General features: G+C 64.8%; 18 protein-coding genes. 11 read left to right on the top strand and 7 right to left on the bottom strand.

Annotated elements, in window-relative coordinates:
• The first annotated feature begins 213 nt into the window (after window positions 1-213).
• On the top strand, window positions 214-1,719 hold the full coding sequence (gene rmuC / locus DOM36_RS01385) for a DNA recombination protein RmuC (RefSeq protein WP_110640767.1): 1,506 nt from the start codon (window positions 214-216) through the stop codon (window positions 1,717-1,719).
• Window positions 1,720-1,781: 62 nt separating this feature from the next.
• Here the strand turns inward: rmuC and DOM36_RS01380 are convergent, their stop codons facing one another.
• Both DOM36_RS01380 and DOM36_RS01375 read right to left on the bottom strand, forming a co-directional pair.
• Window positions 1,782-2,294 (bottom strand): Dps family protein, encoded by a 513-nt coding sequence (locus DOM36_RS01380; RefSeq protein WP_110640765.1) that lies wholly within the window; start codon window positions 2,292-2,294, stop codon window positions 1,782-1,784.
• Between the two features lie 182 nt (window positions 2,295-2,476).
• A complete protein-coding gene (locus DOM36_RS01375) occupies window positions 2,477-3,613 on the bottom strand; it encodes a glycerate kinase (RefSeq protein WP_110640763.1) in 1,137 nt (378 codons plus the stop codon).
• A 221-nt stretch (window positions 3,614-3,834) separates the two neighbouring features.
• Between DOM36_RS01375 and DOM36_RS01370 the strand changes: the two genes are divergently transcribed.
• The 4 genes from DOM36_RS01370 to DOM36_RS01355 are packed head-to-tail and all read left to right on the top strand — an operon-like array spanning window position 3,835 to window position 6,699.
• Window positions 3,835-4,419, top strand: coding sequence for a hypothetical protein (locus tag DOM36_RS01370; RefSeq protein WP_144076842.1), 585 nt, complete (start codon window positions 3,835-3,837; stop codon window positions 4,417-4,419).
• Complete coding sequence (locus DOM36_RS01365; RefSeq protein ID WP_110640761.1) at window positions 4,416-4,862, top strand: hypothetical protein; 447 nt, start codon at window positions 4,416-4,418, stop codon at window positions 4,860-4,862. The genes DOM36_RS01370 and DOM36_RS01365 overlap by 4 nt, the downstream gene beginning before the upstream one ends.
• A complete protein-coding gene (locus tag DOM36_RS01360; RefSeq protein WP_232823691.1) occupies window positions 4,859-5,545 on the top strand; it encodes a DUF1007 family protein in 687 nt (228 codons plus the stop codon). Before DOM36_RS01365 ends, DOM36_RS01360 begins: the two co-directional genes overlap by 4 nt.
• Window positions 5,533-6,699, top strand: a complete 1,167-nt coding sequence (locus DOM36_RS01355) for a nickel/cobalt transporter (RefSeq protein WP_157958523.1) — start codon at window positions 5,533-5,535, stop codon at window positions 6,697-6,699. The genes DOM36_RS01360 and DOM36_RS01355 overlap by 13 nt, the downstream gene beginning before the upstream one ends.
• Window positions 6,700-6,882: 183 nt before the next feature.
• Here DOM36_RS01355 and DOM36_RS01350 read toward each other — a convergent pair whose 3' ends face one another.
• Window positions 6,883-7,308 (bottom strand): HIT domain-containing protein, encoded by a 426-nt coding sequence (locus tag DOM36_RS01350; protein WP_075569254.1) that lies wholly within the window; start codon window positions 7,306-7,308, stop codon window positions 6,883-6,885.
• A 221-nt stretch (window positions 7,309-7,529) separates the two neighbouring features.
• Between DOM36_RS01350 and DOM36_RS01345 the strand changes: the two genes are divergently transcribed.
• The 5 genes from DOM36_RS01345 to DOM36_RS01325 all read left to right on the top strand — a co-directional run bounded on the left by DOM36_RS01345 (window position 7,530) and on the right by DOM36_RS01325 (window position 12,439).
• Window positions 7,530-7,661 (top strand): entericidin A/B family lipoprotein, encoded by a 132-nt coding sequence (locus DOM36_RS01345; RefSeq protein WP_075562204.1) that lies wholly within the window; start codon window positions 7,530-7,532, stop codon window positions 7,659-7,661.
• 159 nt (window positions 7,662-7,820) lie between these two features.
• Window positions 7,821-8,630: a formate dehydrogenase accessory sulfurtransferase FdhD gene (locus DOM36_RS01340; RefSeq protein ID WP_110640759.1), complete on the top strand. Its 810-nt coding sequence runs from the start codon at window positions 7,821-7,823 to the stop codon at window positions 8,628-8,630.
• A 324-nt stretch (window positions 8,631-8,954) separates the two neighbouring features.
• Window positions 8,955-11,342, top strand: a complete 2,388-nt coding sequence (locus DOM36_RS01335) for an FdhF/YdeP family oxidoreductase (RefSeq protein WP_110640757.1) — start codon at window positions 8,955-8,957, stop codon at window positions 11,340-11,342.
• A complete protein-coding gene (locus DOM36_RS01330) occupies window positions 11,335-11,622 on the top strand; it encodes a hypothetical protein (protein ID WP_157958522.1) in 288 nt (95 codons plus the stop codon). The genes DOM36_RS01335 and DOM36_RS01330 overlap by 8 nt, the downstream gene beginning before the upstream one ends.
• A 52-nt stretch (window positions 11,623-11,674) precedes the next feature.
• A complete protein-coding gene (locus tag DOM36_RS01325; RefSeq protein ID WP_110640753.1) occupies window positions 11,675-12,439 on the top strand; it encodes an SDR family NAD(P)-dependent oxidoreductase in 765 nt (254 codons plus the stop codon).
• Window positions 12,440-12,475: 36 nt separating this feature from the next.
• Here the strand turns inward: DOM36_RS01325 and DOM36_RS01320 are convergent, their stop codons facing one another.
• The 4 genes from DOM36_RS01320 to DOM36_RS01305 are packed head-to-tail and all read right to left on the bottom strand — an operon-like array spanning window position 12,476 to window position 16,482.
• On the bottom strand, window positions 12,476-13,243 hold the full coding sequence (locus DOM36_RS01320) for an ABC transporter permease (RefSeq protein WP_110640751.1): 768 nt from the start codon (window positions 13,241-13,243) through the stop codon (window positions 12,476-12,478).
• The gene (locus DOM36_RS01315) at window positions 13,240-14,307 is read right to left on the bottom strand and encodes an ABC transporter ATP-binding protein (RefSeq protein ID WP_110640749.1); all 1,068 of its coding nucleotides are present in this window, start codon (window positions 14,305-14,307) and stop codon (window positions 13,240-13,242) included. The genes DOM36_RS01320 and DOM36_RS01315 overlap by 4 nt, the downstream gene beginning before the upstream one ends.
• Window positions 14,308-14,341: 34 nt before the next feature.
• The gene (locus DOM36_RS01310) at window positions 14,342-15,529 is read right to left on the bottom strand and encodes an ABC transporter permease (RefSeq protein WP_110640747.1); all 1,188 of its coding nucleotides are present in this window, start codon (window positions 15,527-15,529) and stop codon (window positions 14,342-14,344) included.
• A gap of 8 nt (window positions 15,530-15,537) precedes the next feature.
• Window positions 15,538-16,482, bottom strand: a complete 945-nt coding sequence (locus tag DOM36_RS01305; protein ID WP_075569259.1) for an ABC transporter substrate-binding protein — start codon at window positions 16,480-16,482, stop codon at window positions 15,538-15,540.
• 253 nt (window positions 16,483-16,735) lie between these two features.
• Between DOM36_RS01305 and DOM36_RS01300 the strand changes: the two genes are divergently transcribed.
• Window positions 16,736-17,053, top strand: a complete 318-nt coding sequence (locus tag DOM36_RS01300; RefSeq protein ID WP_075569260.1) for an I78 family peptidase inhibitor — start codon at window positions 16,736-16,738, stop codon at window positions 17,051-17,053.
• Window positions 17,054-17,089: the final 36 nt, after the last annotated feature.

The following is a 17,089-nucleotide window of genomic DNA, read 5'->3' as shown; positions in this document are numbered from 1 at the left end:
TTGATAAATCGGCTTGATAAATCGGCTTGATGTTTCGATGAATGACAAGCCCATGGGCCTTCCCGGTCCATGTCTCGGCTTACCCAAGGAGTTTGGGATAGGCTGGGCAAAGTTCAAGGGAAACCGGTACTTTCGGTGCCTCGGCTTTGCGCTGAGTCAATAACCCATGGGTGGTAGCCTCTCGATGGCAGCGAGGTCACAAGGAAGCAGACGATGGATGGGGTATCAGCGGGATGGCTGCAGTCGGGTACCGGCCTTGCCGCAGTCATGGCGATCGGATTGGTGGCGGTGGTGCTGTGTCTGGCGCTGCTGCGACAGCGCCGGCACGACTCGCGCCAGCGGGAAGTCCTTGAGTCACGACTGCAGGCCAGCGAGACACGCTGCCTGCGGCTGGAGCAGGAACTGGCGCAGAGCGACGCTCAGCAGGACGACCTGCGCGAGCGTCAGGCACAACTGGAGCAGCAGCTCGGCACCCGCGAACAGCAGATTGAGGCGCTCAACGAGCGCCTGGCGACACTGCGCGAGCAGTATGGCCGGTTGGAGACCCGCCACGAGCAGCAGCAGAATCAGCATGCGGAACAGCTCCAGCTGCTGGAGCAGGCGAAGACGCGGATGGGACACGAATTCGAGTCCCTCGCCGGGCGCATTTTCGACGAGCGCCAGCGCGCCTACAGCGCACAGAGCCGGGACAGTCTGGAAGCGCTGCTGAAACCGTTTCGCGAACAGGTCAGCGGTTTTCGTCAGCGTCTCGAGGAGATCCACGGTCAGGAAGTGCGCGAGCGCACCACGCTCAAGGTGCAGATCGATCAACTGGCCCTGCTCAATCGCCAGATCACCGAGGAGGCCGCCAGTCTCACCCGTGCGCTCAAGGGCGACAAGAAGATGCAGGGCAACTGGGGCGAGATGATGCTCGAGTCGGTGCTGGAGCGCTCCGGTCTGCGTCGGGATATCGAGTATCGCCGCGAAGTCTCGATCGACGGCGAGCACGGGCGTCAGCGTCCGGATGCGATCATCTATCTGCCCGACGACAAGCACCTGATCGTCGATGCCAAGGTCTCGCTCAACGCCTACGTGCGCTACGTCAACGCGGAGGAGGATAGCGAGCGCGAACAGGCGTTGCGCGCCCACGTGCAGGCGGTGAGAAGCCATATCGATGCGCTGTCCGGGCGCGACTATCCGCACTTGCCCGGGCTACGCTCGCCGGATTTCGTGTTCCTGTTCATGCCGGTGGAGCCGGCGTTCGCCGTTGCCTTCCAGCACGACGAGACGCTGTTTCAGGATGCCTTCTCCCGCGACATCATCGTGGTGACGCCAACCACGCTGCTGGCCAGCCTGCGCACGGTGGCGAGCCTGTGGAATCTGGAGCGTCAGAACGAGAACGCCAGGCACATCGCCGAGCGCGCCGGCAAGCTGCTCGACAAGTTCCAGGGTTTCGTCTCCAGTCTAGAGGACGTGGGTCGGCATCTGGGGCGGGCCCAGGTCAGCTACGAGCAGGCCATGGGGCGACTGTCGACCGGGCAGGGCAGCCTGGTCGGCCAGGCGCTGGCGCTCAACAAGCTGGGCGTGCGGATGAAGCGCGATCTGCCGGCGCATCTGACTCGGGATGTGGATGCCGATGTTGAAAACGAACAGGGCGAAAACGAGCCGGGCGAACCGCAAGGCGACGAAGAATCGCAAAAGAGCAGTGACGCCGCCCGCGATGACGATTCTGCCCCGTGAACGCAAACCGCCGCCCGGTTGGGCGGCGGTCATCAACAGCGATCGGTTCGCGCGGAAGACGATCAACCCAGATAGGCGTTGAGCATCCACACGGTCTTTTCCTGCTCGCGGATGTAGTCGCTGGCCAGTGACGCGGTGCCTTCGTCGTCGGCATCGCTGGCCTGGGACAGCAGTTCGCGCTGGAGCTCGATCAGGACCTGAAAACCTTTCACCAGACCCTGCACGCACTGCTTGCCGTCGGAGACTTTCTTGTGTTCCTGGATCTGGGAAATCTTGGCGTAATCGCTGTAGGCGTGCAGCGGCTGATAGCCCAGCGTCAGAATGCGCTCGGCGACCTCGTCGACCTTGGTCAGCAGGTCGGTGTAGATCTCCTCGAACTTGGCATGGAGCTCGAAGAACTGCTCGCCCTTGACGTTCCAGTGGTAGCCGCGCGTGTTCATGTAGAACACCTGGTAGTTGGCCAGCAACCCGTTGAGTTTTTCCGCGAGTTGTTCCGCACTGGATGGATGCAGGCCGATAGCGTTGGTGTCACCGCTGTCGGCAGCACCGGTATTGGAAACGGAGGCGTTGGACATGAAATCTCTCCCTGAATGTGCTGATGGGTAGTCTAACCGGGCGCCGCATCGAGACCCATCCAAGTGTCGGTATGGGGTGGATAGTATCGTTCTATCATGTCGCGAGATGCCGCCCTGTCACTGGGATATCAGGGCGGCGAGCGGGAAAAGCAAGAGAAGCGGGCAAACGGGATGCCGCGCGGCTAGCGGGTGCCCACCTCCCACAGCCTGGCCAGCGTCCGCGCGCGATCGCTCAGCAATTCGGCGCAGCGCGCCAGAGCATCGTCCAGCGTGATCGGACCGTCCGCCAGCGCGAAGGCCGCGGTGACGCCGTGCTCGAACGCGGCCTGCCATTGCTCCCCCAGGCGTCCCGCCAGCACGACGGTGGGAACGCCGAAACGCTCGGCGCGGCGGGCGATGCCGATCGGCGTCTTGCCCGACAGGCTTTGACCATCGAGCTGTCCCTCACCGGTAATCACCCAGTCGGCCTCGGCGAGCAGATCGTCGAAGCCGACCTGGTCCATTACCAGCTCGATGCCGGGACGCAGCGTGGCGCCGAGAAAGGCCCGGGCCGCAAAACCCATGCCGCCCGCGGCACCGGCGCCGGGCAGTTCGCGAAAATCCTCGCCCAGAGCGTCGGCCGCGTGATCGGCGAAATGCGACAGCGCCCGGTCGAGGCGTTCGACATCGGCCGCGGTGGCGCCTTTCTGCGGGCCGAAGACGGCGCTGGCGCCGTGTGATCCCAGCAGCGGATTGTCGACGTCGACGGCGGTCCGCACTTCCAGCGAGGCCAGGCGAGGATCCAGGCCCTCGAGATCGAGGGTTGCCAGATCGCAAAGCGCGGCGCCACCCGGCGGGAGCGGCTGGCCTCGACTGTCGAGCAGTCGGGCCCCGAGCGCCGCCAGCATGCCGGCACCGGCATCGTTGGTGGCACTGCCGCCCAGCGTCAGTACCAGCGAGCGAGCGCCGGCATCCAGCGCCGCCGTGATCAACTGACCGACACCGAAGGTGGTGCTGTAGAGCGCAGTACGCTCGTCACGCTTGAGCTGTTGCAAGCCACTCGCCTCGGCCAGCTCGACGAACGCGGTGTGCGATGCCTCGTGCCAACCCCACGCCGCCGTGGCTTCGCGCCCCAGCGCATCCTGGACACTTGCCGTGCGGCGTTCGGCCCCGGTCGCTGCCAGCAGTGCATCGAGCGTGCCCTCGCCGCCATCGCCCATCGGACATTGATGCAGAATCGAGTCGGGCAGCTCCCGCTTCAGGCCGGCGGCGATGGCAGCGGCGGCGTCGCGGGCGGAGAGCGCATCCTTGAAGCTATCGGGGGCGATGACGATATTCATGGCATTCTCGGCTGGGAGTGAATCGGAGCTCAGGGGTGACAGCGGTCAGCATAACGTCGTTCGCGGTTGGCGGCGACGGCTGGTCACGGCGCGGCGGTCGCGCGCTGACCGCCAGAGTATCGCTAACGTCGCCCGCCGGAAGTCGTGGCGATGAGCGTGGATCGAAGGGCGGGAAAATGCCATGCTGAACACTGTTCGCAATCCCCCGCGAGGATGCAGTCATGAACGATCGACGATGCCGGTTTGGACGCTGGATAACGGTGTGTCTCGGGCTCGGTGTTCTGAGCGGTTGCCAGTCGATGGGGGCACCGGCTCCCACTTCGATGGCCGGTGGCAATGCCCTGCCGGCCGCCTGCCGCTGGCCTGCCAGCGGCGACTCGCTCGAGCGCCTGCGGGCGACACGGGACGCCCTCGAAAGCCAGGGTTACGCCATTCTCGATACCGACGCCACGCTGGGCCTGGTCAGCGCCGAGCGCAAGACGGCGCAGCCGGGTCTGGGGGCCGTGAACAGCCCGTTCGGGCGCACCGGCTTCTGGGGCGGTTTCGGTCTGGGTGGCCGCAATGGCTATTCACTGGGCGTGTTTCAGAATTTCGGCGGTGGCTACAACACCGATCCGGTACAGATCGAGCGCGTATCGGTGGTGACGCCGGATACGACCACCTTGGTCGATCGTGATTCGGTGGTGGTCGATTACAATGGTTATCTGATCGACGCGCGCAGCTATAACCAGCCTTCGTTCTGCCAGCAGCTGCACGACGATATCCAGTCTCGCCTGCAACGGCCTGCCCAGGGAGTCACGCCATGACGCCTCGTGAACCGGCAACGCATCGCGACGCCATCTCCCGGCGATCCGGACTCCGGCAGGTCGCCGGGCTGAGCGTGCTGATCGGGTGTCTGCTGTTGAGCGCCTGCGCGGTATCGCCTCAGGCGCAACCCAGGAGCATCTCGGTGCAGGCCACGGCGCAAGAGACCCTCAAGGCGACGCTTTCGATGCTGGCCGAACGCGGGTTCGTGATTCGCCACGGTGACGGGAACCTGGGGCAGATCGATGCGGTGCTGGCGTCGCGCTCCGGCTACGAAGTTCATGCGCAGGTCACCAGTGGCGGCGAACGCCCTGCAGGCTTGGTGATGCAGAACGGTGATACCTATCTCACCTTGAGCGGTCGACGCGGCGGCCAACCGCTGGAGGCCGTGGAGCTCGATCCATTGTTCATCGATGTCCAGAATCGGTTGGGATTGTTGCCTTGAAAAAACGTTTGATGTTGCGTTGCTACGGCTTGTTGGGATTGGGAATCGGCTTGTGTCTGGGAATGTCTTCGGCGGCGCAGGCGCATCCGCATGGCTGGGTCGACATGAGCGTCGAGGGGATCTTCGACGATCAGGGAAGCCTGACCGGGTTACGCCAGCGCTGGCGCATGGATCCGTTCTATAGCCAGGTAGTGATGGAGGAGATGGCGAACGTCGACGACGGTACCAGCATGGCGCAACGCCTCGATGCGCTGGGCGTCGAGATTCGCAACAATCTCGCCACCCAGGACAATCTGACCCACATTGCGCTCGACGGACAGCCCGTGGCGCAGGGTGATGTCACCGATACCAATACCGACTATCGCGATGACCGGCTGATCTTCGAGTTCGTGCTGCCGCTGGCGGCACCGCAGGCGTTGGCCGGCCACACCCTGAGTTACCGGATCTTCGATCCCACCTATTACATCGAGATGGTTCACGAGGCCACTGAAGATGGTTCCCAGCCGCGGCCGGAGGCGTTGACGCTCGATCATCCGCCCGCCGGCTGCACCACCCATATCGCCAAGCCGAAACCGGATCCCCAGAAGGTGATGGAAGCGTCGATGCTGGACAAGAGCGAGTCGGGCGAACCGAACCTGGGTCGCTTCTTCGCCGAAACCGGAGAGATCACGTGCCCGGCCTGAACGCGACGCTGAGATTTCTGATCCCGCTGGCACTGCTGGGCGCGATCGCCGCCGCGGGATATTCGCTGGGCTGGTGGCAACACGTTGCGGTGCAGATCGTCTACTGGCAGGGCAAGTTCTACCACGCCCTGATCGAAGCGGTCACCGCGCTGAATCGCGCACCGAGCGCCACGACCTGGAGCGTTCTGCTCGGGGTGAGCTTCGGCTACGGCGTCTTTCACGCGGCGGGGCCGGGGCATGGCAAGGTGGTGTTGAGTACCTATCTGGCGTCTCAGGGCGGAGCCTGGCGGCGTGCGCTGGGCCTCTCCGTGCTGGCGGCCTTGCTGCAGGGCGTGATGGCGATCGCGATCATCGGCGTGCTGGTGTTCGGTCTGGGGTGGCTGACCCGACAGGCGATGGGCAGTATCGATCAGGCGGAGTTGGCGAGTTTCGTGATCGTCGCGCTGGTGGGGTTGTGGCTCTGCGTGCGCTCGCTACGGCGACTGTGGCGCGCCCGTCATGCTGTCGCAGCTCACGCGCCGACAGCCACCGAACCCCGCGTGACGCCGAACTTCTCGTCGGTGTCGGCGTGGTCCGCAGCGCCGACACCGAGCCAGGGCGCGCTGGATGGAGCGTCGCCCGCGCAGCGACACTCTCCCGGCGCCTCTCCCGGTGCACACTGCGGCTGCGGCCATGATCATCATATCGACCCGCGTGAGGTCGGTGACTGGCGGGTCGCGCTGTTGACGGTGCTGTCGATCGGTATTCGCCCCTGTAGTGGCGCGGTGCTGCTGCTGGGGGCGGCGGCGCTGCTCGATCAGTTCGGCAAAGGCGTCGTCGCGGTGCTGGCGATGTCGCTGGGAACGGCGCTGACCGTCTCCTCGCTGGCACTGCTCAGCGTGCTGGCGCGGGACTGGGTCCAGCGCCATCTCAAGCCCGCCACGGGCGGCGGACAGTGGCAGGCGTGGGTCGGGCTCGCGGGTGGGGCGCTGATACTGATGTTGGGGCTATCGTTGACGCTGGCCCAGTGGCAGCGTGGCCCGGCCGCCGCGCCACCCATGCTCGGTGCACCTGCCGCGCAGCAGGCGCAATCCCCGCGTGGACCGTTCGGATCCGTGCCCATCCCCATCCAATCGGCCACGTCCAGACCGACGCGAGGCCGAGAGATTCCCTAGGTTCCGTCTGAAAAATCGACGAGCGACGGCCAGACCTGGGCCCGTAGCCAAGGCAAAAATCGATGAAGGCGGACCGGGCTGGCGTGCCCGTTTACGCGGTGTCAACGAGCATCTTGACCGGGCTGGCGCACCAGCCGATTTTTAATACCGTATGGGCGAGCGCAGGCAGTTTTCAGACGGTGCCTAGCGTACGACGCCGGCGTCGCTCGCCAATCGAGCGATCTCCTCGCGGCGCTGCTCGAGCGCTTCAGCGTCATAGGTCTCCGCGCTGCCCTGGCCCCAGACCGGCCCGGGCCAGGCGGCATCATCCTGGAAGCGCACGATCAGGTGAACATGGAGTTGCGGCACCTGATTGCCGAGCGTGGCGATGTTCAGCTTGTCGCCGCCGTAGTGGCGCATCATCGCCTGCCCCAATTGGCTCGCTTCCTGCCATAGCGTCGCCTGTTCGTCGGTGCCAAGTTCATAGACTTCGACGACCCGCTCGCGCTGCGGAATCAGAATCACCCAGGGGTAGCGGGCATCCCGACTCAGGCGGACCTGGCACAGCGCCAGATCGATGATGTGGACGCTGTCCTGCTGCAGGCGCGAGTCGAGGGTGAAGTTGGGCATGCGGCCTCCGGGTGAGAACGATGAATGACGGGAAAATGTCAGGTCCAGAATCGCTGACGGCGAGTCGGCGAACGGTAGCAGTTTAGACGCCAAATCCGGCAGTTAGACAAGTTGTCGTACGCCTTTTCGCGACTCTCTGCTACCTTGATGACAGGCCGATAACAAAACGGCCCGGATGAGCCACGCATTCATCCGCCCAAACCGTTAAGGAGGACGACACCATGAAACGCCTGATTGCTTTCTCTCTGTTCGCACTGTTCAGTGCCGGTATCCTGGCGGGCTGCAACACCGTCGATGGCGCTGGCAAGGACATCGAGAGCGGTGGCGAAGCCGTACAAGACGCCGCTAGCTGAGTTCGCGACGCCCGATCCCCAGGATCGGGCGTTTCGGCCGTTTCGTCAGACTGATCGTTTCGTCAGCACGACCCTCTCGCCAGAAACCCCGCGTCGTCAACCTCACACGTGATATCGTTTCACTGCTTCCCGACGCCCGTCGACGGAATGGAGTGACCCATGACAGCGCCGCTATCCTCTCGCACCGAAAGTCCCTCGCAGGATCCCCGGCGCGAACTCGAGCCGTTGGCGGCTTTCGAGGATGCCTGCGGCCTGGCGCTCGATACGCTGCCCGGTCCGCAGGAATCGCCCGTTTCCATCGTTTTCAACGATACGGCTTACGCCACGGTGCTGGCGACGCCGGATCAACTCGCGGCGCTGGCCGTGGGTTTCGCGTTCAGCGAAGGGGTGATCGATCGCTATGCCGATGTCGAAGCGCTCGATATCGAAACCAGTCGGCATGGCTTCCGGGTCCGCCTGCGGGTCGCCGAGCGGATTGCCAGGCGTGCCGGGAGTCAGGCGAGGGCGACGCTATCGACCAGCGGCTGCGGGGCCTGCGGCGTGCAGGAAGAGTCCCAGCTGCTGTTCGGTTTGACCCGCCTGCCGGCCACGGCCTTGCCGGAAACGGCGACGCTCGCCACCGGGCTGGAGGCACTGCGAAACGGGTCCGCCCCCGGCATGCATCTGGCGTTGGGGATTTCCAGAGCCGGCGAGGTCGTCACCCTCGGCCGCGATATCGGTCGCCACAACGCGCTGGACAAGGTGATCGGCGCCAGCCTGATGGCCGGCAGCATGCCTGCGCTGGTGATGACCTCCAGCCGCTGCAGTCTGGAGCTGGTGCAGAAGAGCGTCCGTGCGCGAATTGCTGCGCTGGCGACGCTCTCCTATCCTTCTCGGCTGGCGGTCGAGGTGGCACGCAGCTGCCATCTGACGCTGATCAACTGCCACCGTGGCAGGCGGCTCGAACTGTTGAGCCGCGGCGACGACTGAACGTCTTCTATCGTCCCAGCCGTCCCATCGTCCTCAAGCGTCGCGCGTATCGGCCGATACGCTATTCCGTTTGGTGCGCAGGCACACGCCACCCCGCATATCGACAGCAAAAACGTTAGCGGCGTAATATACTTTGGTATTACGACCAACGTTGACAGCCAGTTCGTTGCCCGCCAATCGGCGAATGTCTTTCGCCGCGATAGCGACTACCGGTTGCCGAGGCAGCCGTGCCGATCGTCGCGGTTGGCAGAGCAAGCGTGCCAGTCGTTTCCGGTCATCATTTTCGCTCGTCCTGGTCGCCCTCTCGAGCGTGTAAGGAGAAGCATGTCCCAGTCCTATCGTGAGTCCCAGCGAGAGTCTGCAGGAGGGTCCGGCCCGGAGGCTCCGAGCGCCGTTGCGGCCAAAACCCCCAAGATATTCGACTATCACAACCCGGCCGGCGGCTGGGGCGCGCTGAAGTCGGTGGGCAAGCATCTGCTGCACAGTCGCTCGCCGGCGCTCAATGCGCGCTCGTTGTTCAAACTCAACCAGCCTGACGGGTTCGATTGCCCGGGCTGTGCCTGGGGCGATCCGGAGCACGCCTCCTCGTTCGAGTTCTGCGAGAACGGCGTCAAGGCGGTGACCTGGGAAGCGACAGCCAAGCGCGTTACGCGACAGTTCTTCGCCAGGCACAGTGTCAGCGAGTTGAAGACATGGGACGACTACCGTCTCGAGGATCAGGGGCGGCTGGTCGAGCCGATGCGCTATAACGCCGAGACCGATCACTACGAGCCGATCGAGTGGGAAGCGGCGCTGGATCTGATCGCCGCGGAACTCAAGGCACTGCCCACGCCGGACGACGCGCTTTTCTACACCTCCGGCAAGGCGTGCAACGAGTCCGCCTACGTGTTTCAGCTGCTGGCGCGCCTTTACGGCACCAACAACCTGCCGGACTGCTCCAACATGTGCCACGAAGCCAGCGGCGTGGCGCTCAACGCTGCGCTCGGCACCGGCAAGGGCAGTGCGCGTCTGGAAGATTTCGAGAAGGCCGAGGCGATCTTCGTCTTCGGCCAGAATCCCGGTACCAATCACCCCCGCATGCTGGGCGTGCTGCGCGAAGCTGCCGAGCGTGGTGCGACCATCGTCACTTTCAACACGCTGAAGGAGCGGGGACTCGAGAAATTCGCCGATCCCCAGAAGCCGCTGGAGATGCTGCACAACGGCAGCCACCGCATCAGCTCGCACTACTTCCGACCCAAGCTGGGCGGCGACATGGCCGTGGTCCGAGGGATGGCCAAGGCGCTGCTGGCCCGCGATGCCGCCGGTGAAGCAGTGCTCGATCACGACTTTCTGGCGGCCCATACCGTCCATTTCGAGGCCTACCGCTCGCGGGTCGAAGCGACCGGATGGGCAACCCTGGAAGCGCAGTCCGGCCTGACGCAGCTGGAGATGGAAGAGGCTGCCGAGCTTTACGCGCGCTCCAAGGCCACCATCGCCTGCTGGGCCATGGGTATCACCCAGCACGTGCATTCCGTCGCGACCGTGCGGGAGATCGTCAATCTGCTGATGTTGCGCGGCAACCTGGGCAAGCCCGGCGCAGGCACCTCACCGGTGCGCGGCCACTCCAATGTTCAGGGCGACCGCACCATGGGCATTTTCGAGAAGCCCTCCAGGGCGCTGCTCGATGCGTTGGAAGCGCAGTATGGCCGGCCGATGCCGCGTGAAAATGGTGTCGATTCCGTCGCTGCCGTCGAGGCGATGCGCGATCAGCCGGGCAAGGTGTTCATCGGTCTGGCCGGGAACTTCACCCGCGCGATTTCCGATAGCGTCGTCACCGAGAAGGCGATGGCCAACTGCCGCCTGACCGCCTTCATCAGCACCAAGCTCAATCGCAGCCACCTGATCACCGGCGACCAGGCCCTGATTCTGCCGTGTATCGGTCGCAGCGAGATCGATCGCAACACGGCCGGTAAGTCGCAGCTGATCACGGTGGAAGACTCGATGAGCATGGTGCACGGCTCCGCCGGCATCAATAAGCCGGCGGACAACGCGCTGCGCTCCGAGATCGCCATCTTGACCGGCATCGCCGAGCGGCTGTTCGCCAATGACGGGATCGACGATGAAGAGTCCGTCAGCGAGATCGTCGATTGGGCCGCGATGCGCGACGATTACGACGTCATCCGCGAGCATATCGCCGCAGTGATCCCGGGCTTCCACGATTTCAATACCCGCGTGCGCGTGCCGCGCGGATTCTGGCTCGCCAACCCGGTGGCCCGGCTCGAATTCGGCACCGCAACCGGCAAGGCCGAGTTTTCCGATGACGCGTTGCCGAGTGCGGTGATGCACCAGCAGCTGGCGACGCGCGAGGGCTGGCTGACGCTGCAGACGATGCGCTCCCACGATCAGTACAACACCACCGTCTACGGCTACGACGACCGCTATCGCGGCATCGAGGGCGGCCGCCAGGTGATCTTCCTCAACCGTGACGACATCGCGCGGCTCGGTTTCGAAGCCGGCCAGTGGGTCGATCTGATCGGCGAGTCCGATGACGGCGTGACGCGACGCGTCGACGGTTTCAAGATCGTCGCCTACGACACGCCGCAGGGCTGTGCCGCTGCCTACTACCCGGAGACCAACCCGTTGATTCCGCTCTCCCACAAGGGCGATTTCAGCCATACCCCGGCCTCCAAGTCGATTGCCGTCAAGCTCGAGGCGAGCACGCGACTTGCCTGATCGACCCGCCTTGACCGATCTGCAGCGTCAGTGGGAAGCGCTGCAGATCGAGCATCCCCAGCTCGATCCGGTCGCTGCACTGGTATTGCTGGCGCTTCGCCAGTCCGGCGCGCCGGGTGACGGCAGCGTCTCCACGGCACTGATGTCGCGCCGCCTGGGCCTCGAACACGCGCTGATTCGTCGTGCGGCTGCCGAACTCGAAACCGGCGGCTGGGTTTCGGCGCAGCCGGTCGGCGGTGCCAGCCCTGCCTTGCGGTTGATTTTGACGCCCACTTGCTGACTCAATGCCGGTATCGATGAATGTTTCGATCACCGGGGAGAGGAAGCAAGACATGCCAGACGAGCCATTGAAGGGACGAGTCGCCGTGGTCACCGGCGGCGGTGTAGGCATCGGCTACGCTATCGCCAGGGCGCTGGCGGCCGCCGGCGCACGGGTGGTGATTACCTATCGCTCTCATCAACCCGATTCACACACGCTGGCAGCGTTGACCGCCAGCGGCGGTGAAACGGCGTTGGCCCGATCGCTGGACGTTACCGACGAAGCTGCGGTCGAGAGCTTCGCGCGCTGGCTGAAAGAAGAGGTCGGCGGTATCGATATCCTGATCAACAATGCCGGTGGCCTGATTCAGCGTTCGACCATCGAGGAGATGCCGTTCTCGCTGTGGCGCCAGGTTCAGGCGCTCAACGTCGACTCGGTCTTTCTTGTCACCCATCATCTGCTGCCGCTATTCCGCGAAAACAGCGGGCGCATCGTCACGGTCTCCTCGCTGGCCGGGCGCAATGGCGGCCATCCCGGTGCCACGGCCTACGCCACCGCCAAGGCGGCGCTGTTCGGCTTCACCCGGGGGCTGGCCAAGGAAGTGGCCGGGCGCGGCATCACCGTCAATGCGCTGGCGCCGGGCTTCATCGAGGCGACGCCGTTCCATGCGACCTTCACGACCGATGAATCGAAACGCGCCACCATCGAAACGATCCCCGCCGGACGCGCCGGTCTGCCCGAAGACGTTGCCTCGGCAGCGCTGTGGCTCGCCAGCGACGGCGCCGCTTTCGTCTCCGGTACCATCGTCGATATCAACGGCGGCCAGTACTTTGGTTAAGGGCTCTGGCTGATCGGTTAAGGGCGCTGGCTGAGATCAACCCCCGAACGAATATCGCCGCTCCAGTCGCTCGAACAGCAGGTCGGTGACGATCGCCAGCAGGCCGACCAGCAGCGCGCCTTGAATCACGTAGGCCAGGTTGTTGCCGACCAGCCCGGCGATCAGCGGCGTGCCCAGGCTCTTGGCGCCGACGGTGGAGCCGATGGTGGAGGTGCCGATGTTGATGATCACCGAGACCCGGATCCCGGCGATGATCACCCGCATTGCCAGGGGCAGTTCGACTCGACGCAGAATCTGCCAGCGGCTCATGCCGTTGCCGCGGGCGGCTTCGAGGGTGGTTTGCGGCACCGTACCCAGGCCGGCGATGGTGTTCTGGATGACCGGCAGCAGGCCGTAGAGCGACAGCGCGATGATGGTCGGGGCGAAGCCGAAGCCGGCCAGCGGCACGGCGATGGCGAGTACCGCGGCGGGCGGAAAGGTCTGGCCGATCGCGGCCAGCGACGACACCATCGGTTCGAACTCGCGCCCGACCGGACGGGTCACGAACAGCCCGGCGGCGATGCCGATCGTGACCGAGATCAGCGACGACACCAGCACCAGGCCGATGTGGGCGAGCATCAGGTTGAGGAAGCTGTCGCGCGAGTAGAGCGGGGTACCGAGATCGGGAAACAGCGCCCGGAACAGCGGCTCAAGCTGGCCCATGCCCAGCGTCAGCCCGATCAGCAGTAGCACCAGCACGCCCAGAACGCCGTTGCCGGCCGAGGCAGCGCGAAGCCGCCCGACGCCGAGAGTCGACCCCTTCATGAGGCGTGCATCCGCTGTTCGGCCTGGATGCCCATGACGCCCTGCATGCCGATTTCGCCGATCAGCTTGCCCGCCTCATCGATCACCGGCAGCACCATCACGCGATACCACACCATGCGCGAAAGCGCCTCCTTCAGGCTCATGTCGGGCGTGGCCGTCCACTCAGACTTGACCGGAGTCACGCCACGATCGTCGTCCAGCCTGGCGCCTTCGAGGGCGACGGGCCGGCCGGCGTCGTCGAGCTGCCAGCAATGATCGAGGCCGTGCAGCGTGGCATGGTGCGCGAGACTCGGGGGCCGCTGATACTGATGCACCCAGCGGCGCGAGAGCAGCTTGAGACCGAGATCCGCCTGGCCGATGAACTCGCGCACGAAATCATCCGCCGGCGTCACCATCATTTCGATCGGTCGGTCGTACTGTACCAGCCGGCCGCCATTGAGTAGCGCGATGCGGGTCGCCAGCTGCAGCGCCTCGTCCATGTCGTGGGTGACGAACACGATGGTCTTGCCGGTCTGTTGATGAACGCGCTTCATCTCGGCCTGCAGCACTTCGCGGGTGATCGGATCGACCGCGCCGAAGGGCTCGTCCATCAGCAGCACTTCGGGATCGGCGGCCAGCGCGCGGGCCACGCCGACGCGCTGGGCCTGGCCGCCGGAGAGCTGGTGCGGGTACTTGTGGCGAAATTCGCTCGGGTCGAGATGGAACATGGCCATCAGCTCGTCGACCCGATCGTCGATCCGCGACTTCGGCCATTTCAACAGTTGCGGCACGGTGGCGATGTTCTGGGCCACGCTCCAGTGGGGGAACAGTCCGGTCGACTGGATGGCATAGCCGATCCGTCTTCTGAGCTGCTCGGTCGGTAGCGTATTGACGTCGTCGCCGTTGAGAATGATACGGCCACCGCTCAGTGGTATCAGGCGATTGATCATTTTCAGGGTGGTCGACTTGCCACAGCCGGAGGGCCCGATCAATACGCCGAACTCGCCGGTCTCCAGTGTCAGCGACACATCGTCGACGACGTGCTTGCCCGCGTAGGTCTTGGTCAACCCTTGCAATTCAATCATGAGGATCGTTCCTGATCGGATCCTGAAACGGGGGTCAGCGAGTGCCGGCCGGGCGACTCAAACTGACCAGAATCTGCAGCGCGAAGTCGGCGATTACCGCCAGCACGATGGTCGGAATGGCGCCCAGCAGGACCAGATCGATGGCGTACTGGCCCAGCCCCTGAAAAATGAAGGCGCCGAAGCCACCGGCACCGATCAGCGCCGCGACCACGACCAGGCCGATCGCCTGAACGGTGACGATGCGCAGTCCCGAGAGAATCACCGGCAGCGCCAGCGGGATTTCCACCTGCCACAGAATCTGGCGTGGGGTCATGCCCATCCCGCGGGCCGCCTCCAGTGCGCCGCTGGAGACGCCGGCAAGGCCCGAGTAGGTGTTGCGCACGATCGGCAGCAGCGAATAGAGCACCAGCGCGATGATCGCCGGTGCCACCCCGATACCGCTGACGCCGAGATCACCCAGCCAGGGAACGGCGCGGCCAAGCGCGGAAAGCGGCGCGATGAGCAGGCCGAACACGGCAATCGAGGGTAGCGTCTGGAAAACGTTGAGAACGCTGAACAGGCCGTTGCGCAGCCGGGCGCGGCGATTCGCCATCAGTCCCAACGGCAGGCCGACCAGCAGCGCCGGCACCAGAGCGCCCCCCACCAGCAGCAGATGACGGATGAGCTGATCGACGAAGTTATCCCGCTGGTTGGCGAATTCGCGCATGATCGACAGCGGTGCCAGCAGGTCGCCGCAAAAGCACGCAGCGATCACGGCCAGCGCCGCCACGCCGTACAGGGCGCGTCCGGCCATGCCGAGACGCAGTCGCTGCAACGCATCGATGGCAATCAGCACGCAGACGAACAGCAGGATCCAGAAGGTCGCGCCTTGCGACACCCGGGCGGCCGGCGAGGCATCGACCAGCGCGCGGTGGGCGTAGTACCCCAGTGCCTGAAAATCGAGCGCCAGCAGCGGCAGGGTGGCGATCAGCGAAAGCCAAAGGGCGGCGCGCGCGCTCAAGGGCCTGGCCAGCGCCGCGAGCAGCAGGGCCAGCCCGATCAGGGCGAAAGCGGCGAGCTGCCAGCTCGCCGACGCCTCCCACAGCATCACCGACTGACCCGAGGCCAGCCGGTTGGGAGAGAGACTCGCGAAGGGCAGCAGCCCGACACTGGCGACGGCGGCAACCAGCAGCGTCATCAGTACCCGGTTGCCGACCCATTGCCGGCTTCGTGTCGACGCCATCAGCGAAATCAGTCCAGCAGACCCTGTTCGACGAGATAGTCATGCGCGACCTGGTCCGCCGGTAGCCCGTCGACCTGAATCTTGCCGTTCAATCGCTGCAACGTTTCCCGGTCTAGCGATTCGAACACCGGCTTCAGCAGTTCCTCGATTTGAGGATAAGCGTCGAGCACCGACTGACGCACCACCGGGGCGGGCTCGTAGACCATCTGCACGCCCTGGGGATCGTCCATCACCTTGAGACTGGCGGCGGCAATCGCGCCATCGGTGCCGTAGACCATCGCCGCGTTGGTACCGCTGGTGCCTTCGGCGGCAGCGCGAATGGTGGCAGCCGTGTTGCCGCCGGAGAGAACCAGTAGCTGGTCTTCGCTGAGCGTGAAGTCATAGGCGCGCTGGAAGCTCGGCAGAGCGGCGTCGCTCTCGACGAATTCCGCCGAGGCGGCCAGCTTGATCTCGCCACCGTCGCCGACCCACTGACCGAAGTCGGCCATGGTGGAAAGGTCGTTGTCATCGGCCACGTCCTGGCGCAGGGCGATGGCCCAGGTGTTGTTGGCGGGCGCCGGCGTCAGCCATGCCAACTGGTGTGCTTTGCTGTCGGCGGCCTTGATCTTGTCGTATCCCGCCTGCTCGTCTTTCCACGCCGGATCGTCGGTGGTATCGGTGAAGAACGCGCCGTTGCCGGTGTATTCGGGGTAGAGGTCGATGTCGCCGGCCACCAGTGCCTGGCGCACGATATTGGTCGGGCCTAGCTGCAGACGGCTGTCGACCGGCAGATCGGCGTTCTCCAGCACGTCGACGATCATGTTGCCGAGCAGGGAGCCTTCGGTATCGATCTTGGATGCAACGCGAATCGGTTGCTGATCGTCCTGCGCCAGGGCCTGGCTCAAGCCGACGCTGGCGATGATCGCGGCGGCGGCGACGGAGGTGATGAGACGAGTGGAGAGCGACGGGCGCATGGCGGCGTTCCTTTGCGATCGGTGAGCGTGAAGGCTCGTGTGAGGAGCCTGAAGACTCGATGATTATCGGTCGTCCGTCCGGGACGGCTGTTGTCGACGGCCGGGGGACGAACCTGTCCAGGCCAAGGCTTGAGTCTAGCGGTAGTGCGCCCGGTCGACCAGCCGATGCCGAGCCGCCCGCTAGCTGCTAGGATTGAGCGATCCGAAGTCCATTCGATCAGGAATAGGACACCAAGACAGAAAGGAGTAGGACATGAAGATTACCGGCGCGGCGTTGATCGTGAGCGGCTTTCTACTGGCCGGTTGCAGTACCGCCCCCAAGCCCGACGAGGCGCCCCGGCCCCCTGACGTCAAGCCGGTTCCCGCGGACGCCTGCGGCGCGCAGACCGTAGGCAGTCTGGTCGGCACGATGCTGGACGACGATGTGCGGGCACGAATCGCGGATCGTTCGCGCGCCGCCGACATTCGAGTGATCGAACCCGGCCAAGCCTACACGATGGATTATCGCTCGGAGCGGCTCAACATCAAGGTCGATGATCAGCGCAAGATCACGGACATTTCCTGCGGCTGAACGAGGGGAGGCAGGCTGGGACATGCGAAGAGGGCC

The sequence above is a fragment of the Salinicola sp. CPA57 genome (assembly GCF_003206035.1).
Classification (GTDB): Bacteria; Pseudomonadota; Gammaproteobacteria; order Pseudomonadales; family Halomonadaceae; genus Salinicola; species Salinicola socius.
Note: the sequence above shows the minus strand (reverse complement) of the source record. Positions and strands in the feature narration are given on the sequence as shown.